This window comes from Streptomyces sp. NPDC002643 (assembly GCF_053592555.1).
The window spans coordinates 1-14263 of sequence record NZ_JBSFVY010000061.1; the positions used below are offsets into that span (position 1 = coordinate 1).

Below are 14263 nucleotides of genomic sequence, written 5' to 3' on the forward strand. Positions count from 1 at the left end.
CCGCTCGAACAGTTCCCACAACTCATCCGGCACCATGCGCTCGACCATCACCACACGGGCAGACTACCCAGCGCGCCAAATGAGACGACGTCTTACGCGACTTCGGGAATTCTGAGGCGCTCTCACCCTTGCCCGGCCGATCCGCGTCGGACTGAAGGCGAGCAGGCTCGGGTTGGCGGCGCTGGCAGTCGTACGGGACCTGCGCCGGCACCGGCGGAAGAGCCGGAGCGGTTCGAGACCGACATGCTGTCCGGGTTCGGCCCGGCACGGCCTTCGGCGGGCCCGGCGGACGGCGCCATCCGAGGGGACGTCGGGCACCTTGGAGCAGATCAGGATCTGCTTCGGTCGCCGCTGCGGAACTCACCCGGCGGCAGCCGCACCCTGCTGGCCCGGTCACAGGCGTTGACCACCTACTTCCTTCCTGGCGCTGCGGCACAAGGGCAAGCTGCGTCGGATGACGGGCCGGGCCGTCGAGTACCCGATCGAAGAGATGAATCTGCCTGGGGGCCAAGCATGCGTCGCTGCGGATCATCCCTCCGGCAGAACCGGAGGTCGGGACCCTGCCCACCGGCTGGGGCGGTGAGTTGGCGACCTTCCGCAAGTTCATACCGACCGCCCGGAACTACACTGCGGCGAAGCTGATGTCGCGTCTTCCGAGTTCCTCCCGGCCGGACCGGGGATATAAACAGAGCGCCACGTGGCGCACAAGGTGCGCTCTATCACCCAGCGACAGGCACCCAGTCCGCTGCCGTGGGGCGTGCCGTCGGCAGGCCGATCACAGACAGAATCCGGCGGGCACGTAGCTGGTCGCGGTAGATGGAGTGGTCGTAGCCGCGGTCGGCGAACAATGCGTCGGGCTTGCGGCGGGGACGTCCGACGCGGTCGCGGACCGGCGGGACGACGTCGAGCAGGGGCAGCAGTTGGGAGACGTCATTGCGGTTGCTGCCGGTTAGCACGACCGCCCCCGTGTGGCTCCCCCTTTCGGCGAGCAGGACCTCGTGCAGTCGCTGCCCGACGCCGGCCTCGTTCCAGTCCCGCACGGCGTCAGCAGGTCATGCGGCGCCGCTCACGTCGCGGGAACAGCGGCTCAAGGCGGTCCCACAGCTCATCCGACACGATCCAAGACGTTGTCCCCACACGGGACTGAACGGTCAACTCCCGCCCTGGACACGGCCATCGGCGCCGAGCCACCTCTTTGTATCAGCCGTTGTAAGCACCGCACCAGAACGTGTCCGATGGATCGCGGAGCAAGTCGGGTCTGTCCGGTGCATCACTGCGGACAGACCCAAGCTGTGCCCATCGACCGGAATGCTGGTAACGTCGCGCTCTTCGCCGGTGTCGGCCGTGCGGAGTCCCCCAGTAGGTCCCGGCATGTCCGAAGCCCTCGCACCCGACCCGTACACGATGTGGCGCGACGCGCTCGCCGAGGTGGACGAGATCTTCGCATCGCCACCTACGCTCGACCGTCCGGTCGGCGGGTGCACGTACTGCACTCCCGAATCGGAGCTGCGCGTTCTCGGCGGTGACCCTGCCGATGTGCCGGATGATCTCCTTGCGCACTTCATACGTGAAGTCGCCAGCCATTGGGACGAGGACCAATACCCCGTCCTCTGGCGCCGCTTCATCCCCCGTGTGCTGCGCCGCTGGGGTCCGGACGGGGACGGCACCAACCCGTCGGACGAGATGGGGCGCCTCGGTCGCCATGGTGCCCGGCTCGCGGACTGGCCCGTGGCCGAGCGCGCCGCGGTCGAGCGGGCCCTGCGGGCGCTGCTGCACATCGCTGTGACCGACGGCCGGCCGTACTGGGAGATCACCGGTCTGATCGAGGGGATCGCTCATGCGACGGGTGGCCTGGAGCCGTGGCTGGACCATATCGCCCGGTTCACCGGTCCCGAAGCGGACGCCGGCGTGGTCCGCCTCGCCTTCGGCTGGGCCACCGAACTCCTCTGGGACGAGCTGAAGTTCACCTGGTGGTACGACGGCGACCCACGGCTCGTCGCCGCCTGGCTGCCCACCTTGCGCGCCCGCATCACGGCCTTCGCCGTGCGGAACCCCCGCTGCAAGAACTCATCCGACGCGCTGCTCGCGATCGACGCGCTCGACGCCGGCTCCTGGGGCCCCTGGCTCTACCCCTACGACATGCGCGCACTCGGCGGCCCCGTGCTCATCCACCAGGGATGAGGCCAACGGGCGGCGAGAATCGCAGCCTGTTCGCCTCCCCACCACGCCCCCTGCAGCGGTGCATCCCCGAAGCGCAGAGATTCGGTGAAGGTGCCGGTCTCAGTCTGGTGGCACCGGCCGGATCGGCCAGCAGACGGGAACCGGCATGGCGGAAGCCCCCCGTCGGCCGTGACGACAACTCGGGGACGTGACGCGGTGGTTTTCACGCAGAACGTGTCTTCCTCTGCGAGAAGACAGAGGCCTTGGACAAGCCCTATCGTCCCAGGTCAGAGGGCACTCTCGCGTTGCCGCTCAAGATCCGGACACGGCCCGCAGCCGCGCGGCGGGACATGTCGGGTTCTCCCACCTGGCGGCGGCCGGTCTGCCTGAGGCGGCTGGGGAGGAGTGAGGCGGCTCCGACCGGGGCGCTGACACCCTGCGGTGGATCATCCGGCGGGGGTGGGACGAGTAGCGTTCCTCATGGACAGTTGCTCTCTGCCTCGCAGGCATCCTGCCTGGAGATCGTCATGGACGTCCTGGTACTGATCGGGCGCATCCTCTTCACCGCGCAGTCTTCCTGGTGCCCGCAGCGGTGCTGATGCACAGGTTCTGGAAGGAGAGCGACGCACGTCGGAAGGTGACCGGTGTGCCGCTTCATGAGGTGGCCCTCTCCGGCGACGTCGTTACCAACGCACGTCGAACCGGAGGCGGGTGCGAGCGCGTGGACCAGCGCTCAGGACATCTGTTGCCTGCCCGCACGTCGTCACCAGCATCACACCCGGGCTCAAGCCGGAGCCGCCTCCACCCTGTCGGCATTGCCGTCCTGGAGCACTGTGGGCAGCCCCTCCACCAGCACCACCACCTCGGCCACATCCCCGTCCGCGGAGCGCCCCACCCACACGGGGTAGGTACCGTCGCCGGTCGTCGCGAAGGCGACGAGTTCGCCGCCGGATGCCTCGTCCCGAGTACGCAGGAGGTACATGGAGTCGGGTATGTCCTCCCCGACACCCGGCTCCCCCTGGACAAGGTGTCGCTCGAAGAGCCGGTGGAGCGACTGCCAGGCCCCGGCATCGGCGAAGCATCCGGTCGCACCGTCGGTGTCGAAGCCGAATATCTCGCCCTCCCCGAGCAGCCTGGGGTCGTCCTCCGGCCCGAGACCCATCTCCCACGCCATGACGGGCATCTCGCTGATACGCAGCCGGACCGCTGTTGTGTCGGTGCGGGTCACCCAGCCCTGGCTCCACTCACAGTCGTAGCCGACACGGACTTGTGCTTCTTCGAGTACGTACTCGCCCGGCGGGACAGGGACCGTGATGGCGGGCCCATCGTCGGAGAGGTTGTCCGGCCCGGAGACGGCCAGCAGTCCGCTCGGCACGCGCAGGGTCCCGGTCCGGCGCGGCTCCACGACGGTCATCTCGGGGTGATACCCGTCGGTCACACGCGTCCCGGGCCGGAACAGCGCGTCGAGCGGCCCGGGCTGCGCGGGGCGGGGCGGTCGCCAGCAGGTGGCGGGGGCCTCGGACGCGTCGTCGGATGCCTCCGTCGCCTCTGAGCCCAGCGCCGCCGCCTGGAGCACCACCGGCCCCGGCAGCCCCCGCCGGCGGGCGGCGACCACCGGCCAGTCCTCGAACCCGGGGCGGACCTGCCAACGCCGTACATCGGCGTCGGGCACCGTGACGAGTGTCCGCCCACGCTCGCCTTGAGGCTCCTGCGTGATCGATCCCCTGCCGTCAGGGAACAGCTCCATCACCGAGCGGGGGCACTCGTTGTCGAACTCCGCCATCTCCGGCCCGGTGTACTGCCACGTACGGGTACGTCGTCTGAGCAGCCGGCTCGGATCGTCCAGCAGCCGCAGGTCCAGCTCGTCGGTGCGGCGGCCCTGGTCGTCGTAGGCCCACAGACCGACGTAGTGGTCCCGCCAGGAAACCAGCCGGACCTCCAGTGGAACCTTCCGCCCCGGGAGCCGGTACACCACGACATACGGAAGCCCCGCGGCATCCCGCTCCCGCGCCGCCTCGGCGGTCACGGGCCGCCACAGCGCGCACCCCTCCAGATCCCACGCCAGCGCGTACGCCACCTCGACGACCGTCTCCGGCCCCTGATCCCCACCCATACGGCCACCACCCGCTCTGCCCGAACCTGACGAACACAGTAGACACCGCCACTGACAAGGGCCGATGCGGGGACTATCGGTAGTTCGTTGAATCCGGCAGGCGTGGGCTGACGGCAGGGGATGGTTGGCCGTAGGCGGTGGTAGAAGTCAACTGCCGTACTGAGGGCCGACGACTGCCCATCGTCCGACTCCGCCCGGGCCAGGGCCGCTGGAGGAGGACGCGGCCCACTTCGATGACCTCTTCATCAACCTCGCCCAAAGGCGAGGGTTTCGAGTACCTGACGAGATCTCACCAGCCGCTCAGCCGCCGCACACTGTGGACCTGCTCCTGGAAGCCTTGGTCCTCCGGTTCGCCGAGGGGTGTCGCGGCTCGGTCGCCGCCTCGCGAAAGGCTCTGAGCGCTGTCCGTCGGGACACGGATTCGGAGGAGGAACTGCGTTGGTCCTGGCTCGCATCCGCTGTGACGGCCGACATGCGGGATGACGCAAGCTGGTCGGCGCTCGCAGCGCGCCATGCGCAGACCGCCGGCACTCTCGGTGCGCAGAGCGAGTTGCCAAGGTGGCGAGCTCGAAGCCGAGGCACTGATCCGGGCCGGCATGGAAGACGCCATGATCTGCGGCGAAGGCATCGGTGTGACCGTCGCACAGTGGGCCGGAGGGGTGCTCTACAACGGCCTGGGCAAGTATCGACAGGCGTTCGCGCCGACCAGTCGGGCAGGCGAGTACACATGAACTGGCCGCGGCCAACAGGGGACTGACCCAGTTGGTGGAGGCGGGGGCGTGTAGTGGTGACCGTGGCACGGCCGTCGCTGCCTTCGGCAGATTGACCGAGGTGACCGACGCCGTCGGCACGGATTAGGCACTGGGTATCCGGGCGCGCTCGCACGCGCTCCTCAGCGAAGGCGACTCAGCCGAGCGGCTCTACCGCGAGGCTATCGAGCAACTCGAAGGTACCCGGATTCGCATGGAGCTGGCCCGGGCCCATCTGCTCTATGGGGAATGGCTGCGTCGGGAGAGCCGCCGCGTCGACGCCCGTACGCGGCTACGGACCGCCCACGGGGTATTCACCCGGTTCGGCGCCGGCGCGTTCGCCGAACGCGCCGGCCGCGAGTCGCAGGCCACCGCCAGCGCAGGCCACCGGAGAGACGTTGGCCAGGCGCAGGATCGCCACGCCGACGGCGCTCACCGCCAAGGAGGCGCAGATCGCTCGTCTCGCCGGTGACGGACTGACCAACCCCGAGATCGGCGCGCAGCTGTTCCTCAGCCCTCATCGAGTGCACGAGTTCAGCAGCGCTGTCGTCACCATCGGCACCGACGTCGAGGCGTCCAACCTGGTCAGTTCCAACCGGCTGGAGGTCGAGGTGCCCAACATCTGGGCCAATGACACCATCTGCCGGCATGGCCAGATACTCGAACGCCTCGGCGTCCACCACGTCGTCCTGCTTGAGCAGGAGATGGGCGAACGACGGCGACGGGCTGTCCGGTTGTTCAGGCAGGTCGCCAGGGCCCTCCGGTCTCCGCTGACCCTTCGCTCTCTTCCGGATTCCGGTTGGTCCCCTTGATTTCCGTCAGTAGTGCCTCGCGCTGCCGACAGGACAGGGAGTTCCCGTCGATGCTGTGCATGCCCCAGGGGATGGGGCAGGGCCCTTCGTGGTTCGGGTCGGGACACAGCACGTCGGACAGGCGGTCCAGCAGCTCTTCGTGCTGGGCCGGTGTGCGAGGAATGCGATGTTCACTTGCCAGAGGTGGGGCTGCTCCGAGGGATCTTCGGTGGGGCCGGACATGGGGAGTTGTCCTCGTCTCTGAGAGCGGAGCGTAGGGCGCCGTGCCGCTCGGGATGTTCGCCCGAACGGCCCGGCCGGTTGTGGGCTGGACACAACAAGGGAGTCTGTCAGCCCGGTGCGTCAGGGGCTGCGGCCGCAGAGGCCGCCGATGGTCCTTGCGCCGGTGCATGTTGCGCGGGCTGTCATTGCCGTCCCACCACTGGCGGAGCCCTTTTGGTGCAGTCATACGCTCTGCAGCGCCGGGCACCGCAGCCTCAGGGAGCAGCCTGGTGCGTCGCGTCGCGCTTCGCCGCCGTGGCAGCGCTCTTCTCGCTGTTGCCCGATCCCGCACCCCACACATATCCAGTGCAGTGCGATCCCCACGCGGACGGCTGGCACTTGGCCTTGCACTTCAACCACGGAGCTGTCGAGGGGCAGTTGCGGTGCGACGTCACCGTGGAGCGGCGAGAGATGGAGCACGGTGTCCCCGGTGGCGCCCGTCGTGGCGGCGAGGCCGCACTCCAGGGCGGAAACGTTACGTGACGGCGCCGGACGCGGCGTCCTGCACCGTCCAGGTGTTGGTCGTCCGGCGGAAGCCGTCTGTGCGCAGCGACTCGCGAAGGTCATAGAGCGCCCGCACAACTGCTCCAGTCTGCTCAACGCTCAAGGGCAGTACGCGCGAGCACCGCTGAGGCCGGGCCCGAGGTCCGGATCTCATGGCGGACGGCTCCAGCCCCGCGCTCGGCGCCGGGCTCCCACCCGGGCCCGAGAGTTCGGCGTAAGAATTCCGTCATCACCTCCGAGGTACGGGACGGCCACCGGCTTCTGTTGAATGAGGAGCGACAGGCAACTTCCAAGGCGAGAGGCGGGGGACGGGCGCGTGCGAAAGGTACTGAGCAGGCCGTTGGTCATCGTGATGCTGATGGTGGCGGCTGCCGGAGCCGGCTTCGGTTCGTACTGGTTCCAGCCGTGGAAGCTGTGGCAGGACGAGACCGTCGAAGAAGCCCTGCCTGGCGCCGTCGAGACCTCCGCGCCTCCTGCCGGGGCGCCGTCGGAAGAGCCCTCCGAGCAGCCCTCATCGACCACCAGTGGTCCGCAGACGCTGGCGAGCGGTGACCTGATCAGCCACGAGCACGCGACATCGGGTACAGCGAAGCTCGTACGGCTGTCCGACGGCTCCCACGTCGTCCGGCTGGAGAACCTCGACACCAGCAACGGACCGGACCTTCGTGTCTGGCTGACCGACGCGCCGGTGAAGCAAGGGAAGGCCGGGTGGCACGTCTTCGACGACGGAGAGTACGTCAGCCTCGGCAAGCTCAAAGGCAACAAGGGAAGCCAGAACTACGCGCTGCCCAGTGACGTGGATTGGTCGAGCTACAGCAGCGTGACTATCTGGTGCGATCGTTTCGACGTCTCATTCGGCGCCGCCGAACTCGCCCGCCTCTGACCGCGCAGCGGGGCGACAGGGCTTTTCCCCGGAACGGAATCTTCCATTCTGAGTTGATTCGGAATCCGAACTCATAAATGTGCAGATTTTCTTGATTGCTCGATTTCTCCGGAACAATCCTGCGGTCCCAGCCGTCTCATGGGTGTGGCGCGCTGAGCGCCTCTCACGAGAAACACGGGGGATTCACATGAGCGATCGTCGATTTGCCGCGCGCCAGGCACGGGTCCGCGCCGCCGAGGTCGAGTTCGAGCGCGACATTCCGGTGCAGGCAGCCAACGGGGAGGAGACGGACCACCCGTTCGTGGCCAACTACTCCAAGGCCCTGCCGCACAACAAGTTCGGCGAGGTCGACCCGGCCGCCTACCACCTCCTGCGCCGCGCGCTGGCGACCGGCAGCTATGAGGACTTCGAGCGAATCCCGCTCGGGGACACCCGCAAGCTGGTCAACCCGCAGGCCGGCGCCTCCTTCGACCTTCAGGGCCCGGACGCCCAGGCGCTGACCATCGCGCCGGCACCGCGCATCGACAGCGCGCAGAACTCCGCCGAGGCGGTCGAGCTGTACTGGATGGCCCTGTGCCGCGACGTGCTGTTCACACGGTTCGGCGACAGCGAGCTGGTCGCCGAGGCGGCCACCGAACTCAGCGGCCTGTCCGACTTCCGGGCGCCCAAGCAGAACGGCCAGGTCACCCCGCAGACCATCTTCCGGGGCGGCACCCGCGGCGACTTGGCGGGGCCGTACGTCTCACAGTTCCTGCTCAAGGACATCCCGTACGGCACCCTGCTGATCCCGCAGCGGCAGGACACCCTGGTCCGCCCGGTGGACCACCTGACCACCTGGGGCGACTGGCTGGAGGTGCAGAACGGGTCCGAACCCGAGCCGGACGAGCGGGACTTCGCCGCCCGGCGCTACATCCAGACGCCGCGTGACCTGGCACATTATGTCCACTTCGACGCCCTGTACGAGGCGTACCTCAACGCGGCCCTCATCCTGCTCGGCCTGAACGCGCCGGTGGACCCGGGCAACCCGTACAACTTCTCGCGCAACCAGATCGGCTTCGGTACGTACGGCGGCCCGCACATCCTCTCTCTGGTGACTGAGGTGGCCACGCGTGCCCTGAAGGCGGTGTGGTTCCAGAAGTGGTACGTGCACCGGCGGCTGCGGCCGGAGGAGTTCGGCGGCCGGGTCCACCAGCAGCTGCGCGGGCAGCGCGAGTACCCGATCGATGGCGAGGTGCTGGACTCCGTCGCGGTCAAGCGGGTGTTCGACAAGTACGGCAGCTACCTGCTGCCGCAGGCGTTCCCCGAGGGCAGCCCGACCCACCCCTCCTACGGCTCCGGACACGCCACGGTCGCCGGTGCGTGTGTGACGATCCTCAAGGCGTGGTTCGACGAGTCGCACCTCCTGCCCGACCCGGTCGTGCCCACCACCGACGGCACCGCCCTGGAGCCTTACACGGGCCTGGACGCCGGGCGGCTCACCGTCGGCGGTGAGCTGAACAAGGTCGCCGCGAACATCGCCACCGGCCGCAACATGGCCGGCGTGCACTGGCGCACCGACTTCACGGAGGCGGTGCGGCTGGGTGAGGAGATCGCCATCGGCGTGCTGCGCGAGGCGAAGGAAGTCACCCTGGAGGACGCGGTGTTCACCCTCAGCCGGTTCGACGGCACCACCATCGCCGTCTGACGTCTCGGCCCACAAGGAGGGCCCGCTCACCGGCTCGGCATGCCGGGCGTCCACAGGACCGGGACGAGCCGACGGCCGAGCCGGAGCCGCCGGAGCCGTCGAAACCAGGGGGTTCGGGGACGGGGCGTACAGCGGTGCAGGAGCCCGCCGTGCCTGGCGTCGCAGTGGGTCACCGCATAGACGTCGAGGTCATCTCCGGGAGCCTTCGATGACCTACCTCTCTCCCACGCCTCGGGAGATCAGCTCCTTCGGCGGCTGCGCCGGGTGGCGTGGATGGTGATCTGGCTGGCGTCGACCGGCCGGTCGAAGTCCAGAACCGTCCCGGCGGTGTCGTCGCCGATCATGGTGTGGAACCTGCCGCCGAGCTCGTAGACCAAGGTTCGCCGGCGGGCCAGGAGCTTGGGCAGGCTGCGGCGGTTCCGCCCCCGCGCGCCAGGTCATCGAACGGAAACATACGCAACCCATGCGGTGTCGCCGGACCCGGTCAGGGCTCGCTCCACCAGCGTGACGATTTCATCGCGTGCCTCGTCCAGCAGCAGGTGCCCCGAGCTGTCGAGGATGTACCCCCGGTGACACTGGGCGGCCAAGCCCCACACGCCACGGCGGAAGGAAGGCGTCATCCGCCCGGCAGCCACGAGTCAGGGCACGGACCGTTGTCGGCGGCCCACCAGCAGCAGGAGAGCGGCGAGGCCGCTGCGGACCCCGGTGCTTACGATGGCGGGCTTCAGCGGGAATGGGTCCGGCGGGCCGAGGTCAGTCTGTACCGCGCGCTGCCCGGGCGGCTCCGACGACTGTTCGACGCAGTCGAAGAGACGGTCCAGGCACTCTGTGTGCCCCCTGCGACCGGGGGGAACTCGACGAGCAGCGGCCCCTTCTCGCTGTCGATGACGAGGGCCGACACCTGGCGCAGGATCGTCTCGTCGACGGGTTGCGTGGTGGTGACGGTGATGGCCTCGTCCCAATTGGGTGCCTCGGCGAGGTGGTGGGCGAGGTGGATCTCGCTGTCGCGCCCGAAGAAACGTAGGTGAGCTTGGCGGGGTAGGGCAGCTTGGGGGCGAGATTGCGGAAGGAGAGCACCTCCTCTGCGGCTCCCCCCCCCGACAGCGGACCATGGTCAGCGCCGGCAGATCCTGCACGGGCTGGACGTCGCGGTTGCCCTCGGCGGCGACCGCGCCCCGTTCCAAGAAGACGGGGAAGTGTTTGCCCGTCCGGAGTTCGGGGAGTTCGCAGTGCCCAGAGTGAGGACCGACCGCCTGGCGGTCGTGGCCCTTCTTCGGGTTGTACAGGCCCAGGTGGTAGGAGAAACAGCTTTTCGTGGTCCAGGATCAGAAAGCGGTGGAAGCGCTGGTGCTGCCCGGGATGCTGGTGGTCGTGGGCCGGCTCGGGTGTGGTGGTCATGGTGTCGTGGCGCCTTTCGTGGGTGTGGGCCGGGGGTGTCGCCGGGCCCAGAACGGGTGGTCGGCCCAGCGGGCCTCCTGGGCGTGGACGGCGCGATGCCCCTGCTCGTAGGCGGTGCGGGCGGTGGTGACCTTGGACGCGTAGGTGTCCAGGGCCGTCATGTCGCCGCGCAGGCGCGCGTCGACGGCTTGGCCGGCGCTCAGCCCGGTGTAGAGGGCGGTGAGGATGCCCTGTGAGGACAACGGGTCGAAAGCGACCGCCGCGTCACCGGCCGCCGCCCAGCCGTCCCCGTACACATGGTCGAGATGGGCGCCGCACGCGGGGGCACGCCGCGGGCGTTCCAGGGCGGTGAGCCCGTGGGGCAGGGCCCGTACGGACACATGACGGGTGGCCAGCAGCCGACGACGGAAATCCGCTGCCGTGCGCGGAGCGGCTGCCGGCAGGTCTGCGTCGGTGAAGTAGGCGACCAGACGCTGCCGGGAGGGCAGCAGGGCTGTGTACCACCAGCCGTCCTGGTCGGACTCGACCAGCGTGCGGCCGTCCGCCGACCGGTCCTGGGCATGGAGGGCGGGAGCCAGAGTGAGGTGATGGGCGGTCAGCCGGTCGCAGGTGCGACGGCGGGCTCCGGCGGGTACGGCGATGGCGGCCTTGCGCCCGGTGGCGTCCACCACCCAACGGCAGGCCACTGTCCGTTCGCCTCCGCTGTCGCGGTCGCGCAGGGAGATGTGCCAACTGCCGTCCGGCCGACGGTCGGGGCGGCGTACCGCGGTGCGCTCGGCGACGTCGGCCCCGGCCGCGCGGGCGGCCGCGCGCAGCCGGCGGTCGAACAGTTGCCGGTCCAGGTGCCAGCCGTGGCCGTAGGGGTCGCGGAGGCTGTCCACGGTGTGCAGTTCGGCCGAGCCCCAGGCGGAGAGGTTGCCGTAGCAGGGTGCGTGGCCGCTGCCCAGCACCGCGTCGGCGACACCGAGGTCGGCGAGCAGCAGACGGGCCACGGACACCAGCGCCTCGCCGGGCTTGGCCGGGCCGACTCCCGCCTCGGCCAGCAGCACCGTGCGGCCCGCCCGTGCGAGGGTGAGCGCGGCGGCGCAACCGGCGGGGCCGCCGCCCGCGACCACGACGTCGTAACCGTCGCGGCCACGGGCGGCCCGGGGAGGCTCCGCGGTCACAAGGCGTCGTGGAGCGGGTCGAGTTTCTCCAGATAACCGGCGGTGATAGCCGCCTCGTCGTAGCCGGTCGCCCGTACGGCCTCGCTGATGGCCTGGCTCACCAGCGCCTCCTCCACCTGCTCGGCAGGCACGGTACCGGCCCAGGTGCCGGCGGCTGCGGCGAGCAGCGGCGGGCCGGCTTGCGGCACCTGGATGTTGACGAGGTTGGCGTGGTCGGGCGCCTCGTCCAGCGGCGCTCCGGGCGGCGACTCCACCTGGATACGGTCGGGGAACTTCCCGTCGCCGCCGGTGTAGGCGCGCTCGTGGACGATGCCGAACTTGTACCAGTCGTCGATCATCTGCCGGCGCTGCTGGTCGTAGGTGCCGCCGCGCAGCCCGCGCAGCCACACCGCCCGGCGCTCGAACGCCTGCCGGCGCGTCTCGTCGCTCTGGCCCGTGTCGTTGACGATGTCGAAGTCAGCTGCCTTGAGTACCTGGTTGGGCATCTGGGCGGGCCAGAACGTGGGCAGATACGGGCTGTAGCGCGGACCGAGGCCGTTGACCGACTGGTAGCCGGAGCGGCAGCTGGCCGTGTCGCACTGCCAGGGCGCGGCCATCCAGCGGGTGAGGTCGCCCGGCCCCTGCGCGTGCAGCGGGCCGTCCTTGCTGAATACGTCCTTGTCCTCCAGGTGGTCGCCGTAGTCCCGTTCCTGCGTGGTGCGGTGCAGGATGCGGAAGGGCTCGGAGTACATCGTCTTGTGCCGCATGGGCCAGGTGACCTCGCAGCCCGGGTGGAAGGCGTCGGCGGCGCAGTTCTCCAGCGCGCCCCGCTCCAGCAACTTCGGCTGCGAGGCGACGGGAGCGTCGTCCACGTCCGTGTGGTGCGGGCGCAGCGGGCCGGGCGTGAACCGGCCGTCGGCCCACTGCGCCAGCTTCGCGTCCTGGAGTGTGGAGAGCATGATGTGCTGCCGCTCGGAGGTCGGCCGTCGGCCGGACATGGCGTCGCCGTACAGCCATGGCCAGGGCAGCGGGGAGGTCCCGTCCCGGTCGTAGTCCCGCATCTGGACGTAGATCTGGCGGCGCAGTTCGCGGCTGGACTCTCCCGGATCGCGAAGCCGTCGGCGCATTTCCGGGTCCAGGAAGTGATGGGGGCCCTTCCAACCGAACTGGGTGGCGAACCCTTGGTTGACCCACTGCAGTTGGCAGAAGCGCGCGAGGATCGGCTCGATGTCGTCGTCGTAGGACACCTGCGGTCGCACCGGCAGTGAGCGCTCCTTGTAGAACACGTCCTCCAGCAGGTCGTACAGGGTCCGCACGGTCTTCACTCCCGGCGCGTAGTGCGGTGGCCCGACCACGACCCAGGCCGGGGCCGCGGTGACCTTCTTGCCGTTGAGGGTGACCTCGGCGGTCACGGGGCCGTCGCAGACGTTGTCGAACCAGCCATCGTTGTTGGCGACGCCTGTGATCGGCGGCTCCGGGTGCATCCATGTCCCGGAGGTCCCGTCCGCTCCGGAGACCAGCAGTCGGCCGTTCTCCTCGACACTCATTTCGCCGAGCGGGACCGTCCGGCCCATGATCTTCCCGTCGTCGAAGCTCGCGCTCGGTGTCGTCCCGTGCTCGGACACGCTCAGGGTCCGCCGCGTGGGGCTGATGATCAGGTCCGCGCGTGGCTTGCCCGGGTTCCGTCGCGCCCTGCTCGCCTGCGGCAGGTGCGCGGCCTCCGGGATGTCGAGCGGGATGTGGAACTGGTACCAGGCGGCCTTCTTGTTGGCCACCTGCACCGACCACGCGATCTCCTTGACGTCGTCGTCGGTGATCTTCAGCTCCCGGACGACTTCCCCCGCGCTGTTGTAGCCGTACAGCCGGAATCGGGCGGCCTGTCGGACGATCATCCCGTGGACGTCCTTGTACGTACTCAGCTCCTCCGGTGGCGCGTCCGGTGACTCGGGGCCGACGAAGGGCGGCATCGGGCTGTTGCCGACGCGGGCTATCCCGATCGCGGGATGGATCTTCACCTGGACTATCTGCTGTGGGTCCATCGGGAACCTTTCGGGCGGGTGTGCCCCCGCGAGCCACCGTAGGACCGCAGCTGGCACGGTGCGCTGTCGAAGGTTCACAGTGGGTGAGGGTGCCCGCGTCGCCCGCGAGGTGCCCCGTTCCGTTCGGGTGAATGGCGCGTGCGTCCGGGGGGCACGGTCGGTGGGTGCCACGGTCGGTGGGTGCCGGGGTGCCGGGGTGCGCTCTCATCGTGGGTCGGGCCCGCCGACAGGGCCTTGACCGCTGGTGGTCGGATTCGCTGTCCGGTGCCGGGCGACCACGAAGGGGTTGCCTGTGAAGACCGGCCGACGAGAACTACGGCGTAGTGGAGCCGCCGTCACTGCCTCGGCAAGCCTGATGATCGGGCCGGCCGCCGGTCGGGCCGCCGCCCGCCCCGCTTCCGCCGAGGTGATGCGGCCGCCGCGATCCGGTGGTGCGCCAAACTCCAACTCCATGTGCCGTTCGCGCCCCGCTCCGGCGGCCACACCTACGCGGGCCACTCCATCCCGCCGGCCTC

The 14263-nt window shown here is 69.5% G+C and carries 8 protein-coding genes and 1 pseudogene; 5 read left to right on the forward strand and 4 right to left on the reverse strand.

Going from position 1 to position 14263, the window contains the following annotated elements; translation table 11 throughout:
* Positions 1 to 708 precede the first annotated feature (708 nt).
* Positions 709 to 1191 (reverse strand): annotated as a pseudogene (locus tag ACWD4G_RS44225) (transposase); the annotation flags it as partial.
* A 180-nt stretch (positions 1192 to 1371) separates the two neighbouring features.
* Between ACWD4G_RS44225 and ACWD4G_RS44230 the strand changes: the two are divergent.
* Positions 1372 to 2181: a hypothetical protein gene (locus ACWD4G_RS44230; protein ID WP_451304163.1), complete on the forward strand. Its 810-nt coding sequence runs from the start codon at positions 1372 to 1374 to the stop codon at positions 2179 to 2181.
* A 763-nt stretch (positions 2182 to 2944) separates the two neighbouring features.
* Here ACWD4G_RS44230 and ACWD4G_RS44235 read toward each other — a convergent pair.
* A complete protein-coding gene (locus ACWD4G_RS44235; protein WP_451304165.1) occupies positions 2945 to 4273 on the reverse strand; it encodes a DUF4241 domain-containing protein in 1329 nt (442 codons plus the stop codon).
* A gap of 608 nt (positions 4274 to 4881) precedes the next feature.
* Between ACWD4G_RS44235 and ACWD4G_RS44240 the strand changes: the two genes are divergently transcribed.
* The 4 genes from ACWD4G_RS44240 (at position 4882) to ACWD4G_RS44255 (ending at position 9166) form a co-directional block, all read left to right on the forward strand.
* Positions 4882 to 5004, forward strand: a complete 123-nt coding sequence (locus ACWD4G_RS44240) for a hypothetical protein (protein WP_451304167.1) — start codon at positions 4882 to 4884, stop codon at positions 5002 to 5004.
* A gap of 416 nt (positions 5005 to 5420) precedes the next feature.
* Positions 5421 to 5834 (forward strand): LuxR C-terminal-related transcriptional regulator, encoded by a 414-nt coding sequence (locus ACWD4G_RS44245; RefSeq protein ID WP_451304168.1) that lies wholly within the window; start codon positions 5421 to 5423, stop codon positions 5832 to 5834.
* A 1117-nt stretch (positions 5835 to 6951) separates the two neighbouring features.
* Positions 6952 to 7482 (forward strand): DM13 domain-containing protein, encoded by a 531-nt coding sequence (locus ACWD4G_RS44250; protein ID WP_451304214.1) that lies wholly within the window; start codon positions 6952 to 6954, stop codon positions 7480 to 7482.
* A gap of 187 nt (positions 7483 to 7669) precedes the next feature.
* A complete protein-coding gene (locus ACWD4G_RS44255) occupies positions 7670 to 9166 on the forward strand; it encodes a vanadium-dependent haloperoxidase (RefSeq protein ID WP_451304170.1) in 1497 nt (498 codons plus the stop codon).
* A gap of 1394 nt (positions 9167 to 10560) precedes the next feature.
* On the opposite strand, the gene ACWD4G_RS44260 is transcribed toward ACWD4G_RS44255, so the two are convergent.
* Both ACWD4G_RS44260 and ACWD4G_RS44265 read right to left on the reverse strand, forming a co-directional pair.
* On the reverse strand, positions 10561 to 11730 hold the full coding sequence (locus tag ACWD4G_RS44260; protein WP_451304172.1) for an NAD(P)/FAD-dependent oxidoreductase: 1170 nt from the start codon (positions 11728 to 11730) through the stop codon (positions 10561 to 10563).
* Complete coding sequence (locus ACWD4G_RS44265) at positions 11727 to 13748, reverse strand: LodA/GoxA family CTQ-dependent oxidase (protein WP_451304174.1); 2022 nt, start codon at positions 13746 to 13748, stop codon at positions 11727 to 11729. Before ACWD4G_RS44265 ends, ACWD4G_RS44260 begins: the two co-directional genes overlap by 4 nt.
* Positions 13749 to 14263 lie beyond the last annotated feature (515 nt).

Excerpts from the sequence above, each read along its gene's own strand:
- ACWD4G_RS44230 (WP_451304163.1), top strand. The coding sequence starts at position 1,372 with ATGTCCGAAGCCCTCGCACCCGACCCGTACACGATGTGGCGCGACGCG.
- ACWD4G_RS44235 (WP_451304165.1), bottom strand. The coding sequence starts at position 4,273 with ATGGGTGGGGATCAGGGGCCGGAGACGGTCGTCGAGGTGGCGTACGCG.
- ACWD4G_RS44240 (WP_451304167.1), top strand. The coding sequence starts at position 4,882 with ATGATCTGCGGCGAAGGCATCGGTGTGACCGTCGCACAGTGGGCCGGA.
- ACWD4G_RS44250 (WP_451304214.1), top strand. The coding sequence starts at position 6,952 with ATGCTGATGGTGGCGGCTGCCGGAGCCGGCTTCGGTTCGTACTGGTTC.
- ACWD4G_RS44255 (WP_451304170.1), top strand. The coding sequence starts at position 7,670 with ATGAGCGATCGTCGATTTGCCGCGCGCCAGGCACGGGTCCGCGCCGCC.
- ACWD4G_RS44265 (WP_451304174.1), bottom strand. The coding sequence starts at position 13,748 with ATGGACCCACAGCAGATAGTCCAGGTGAAGATCCATCCCGCGATCGGG.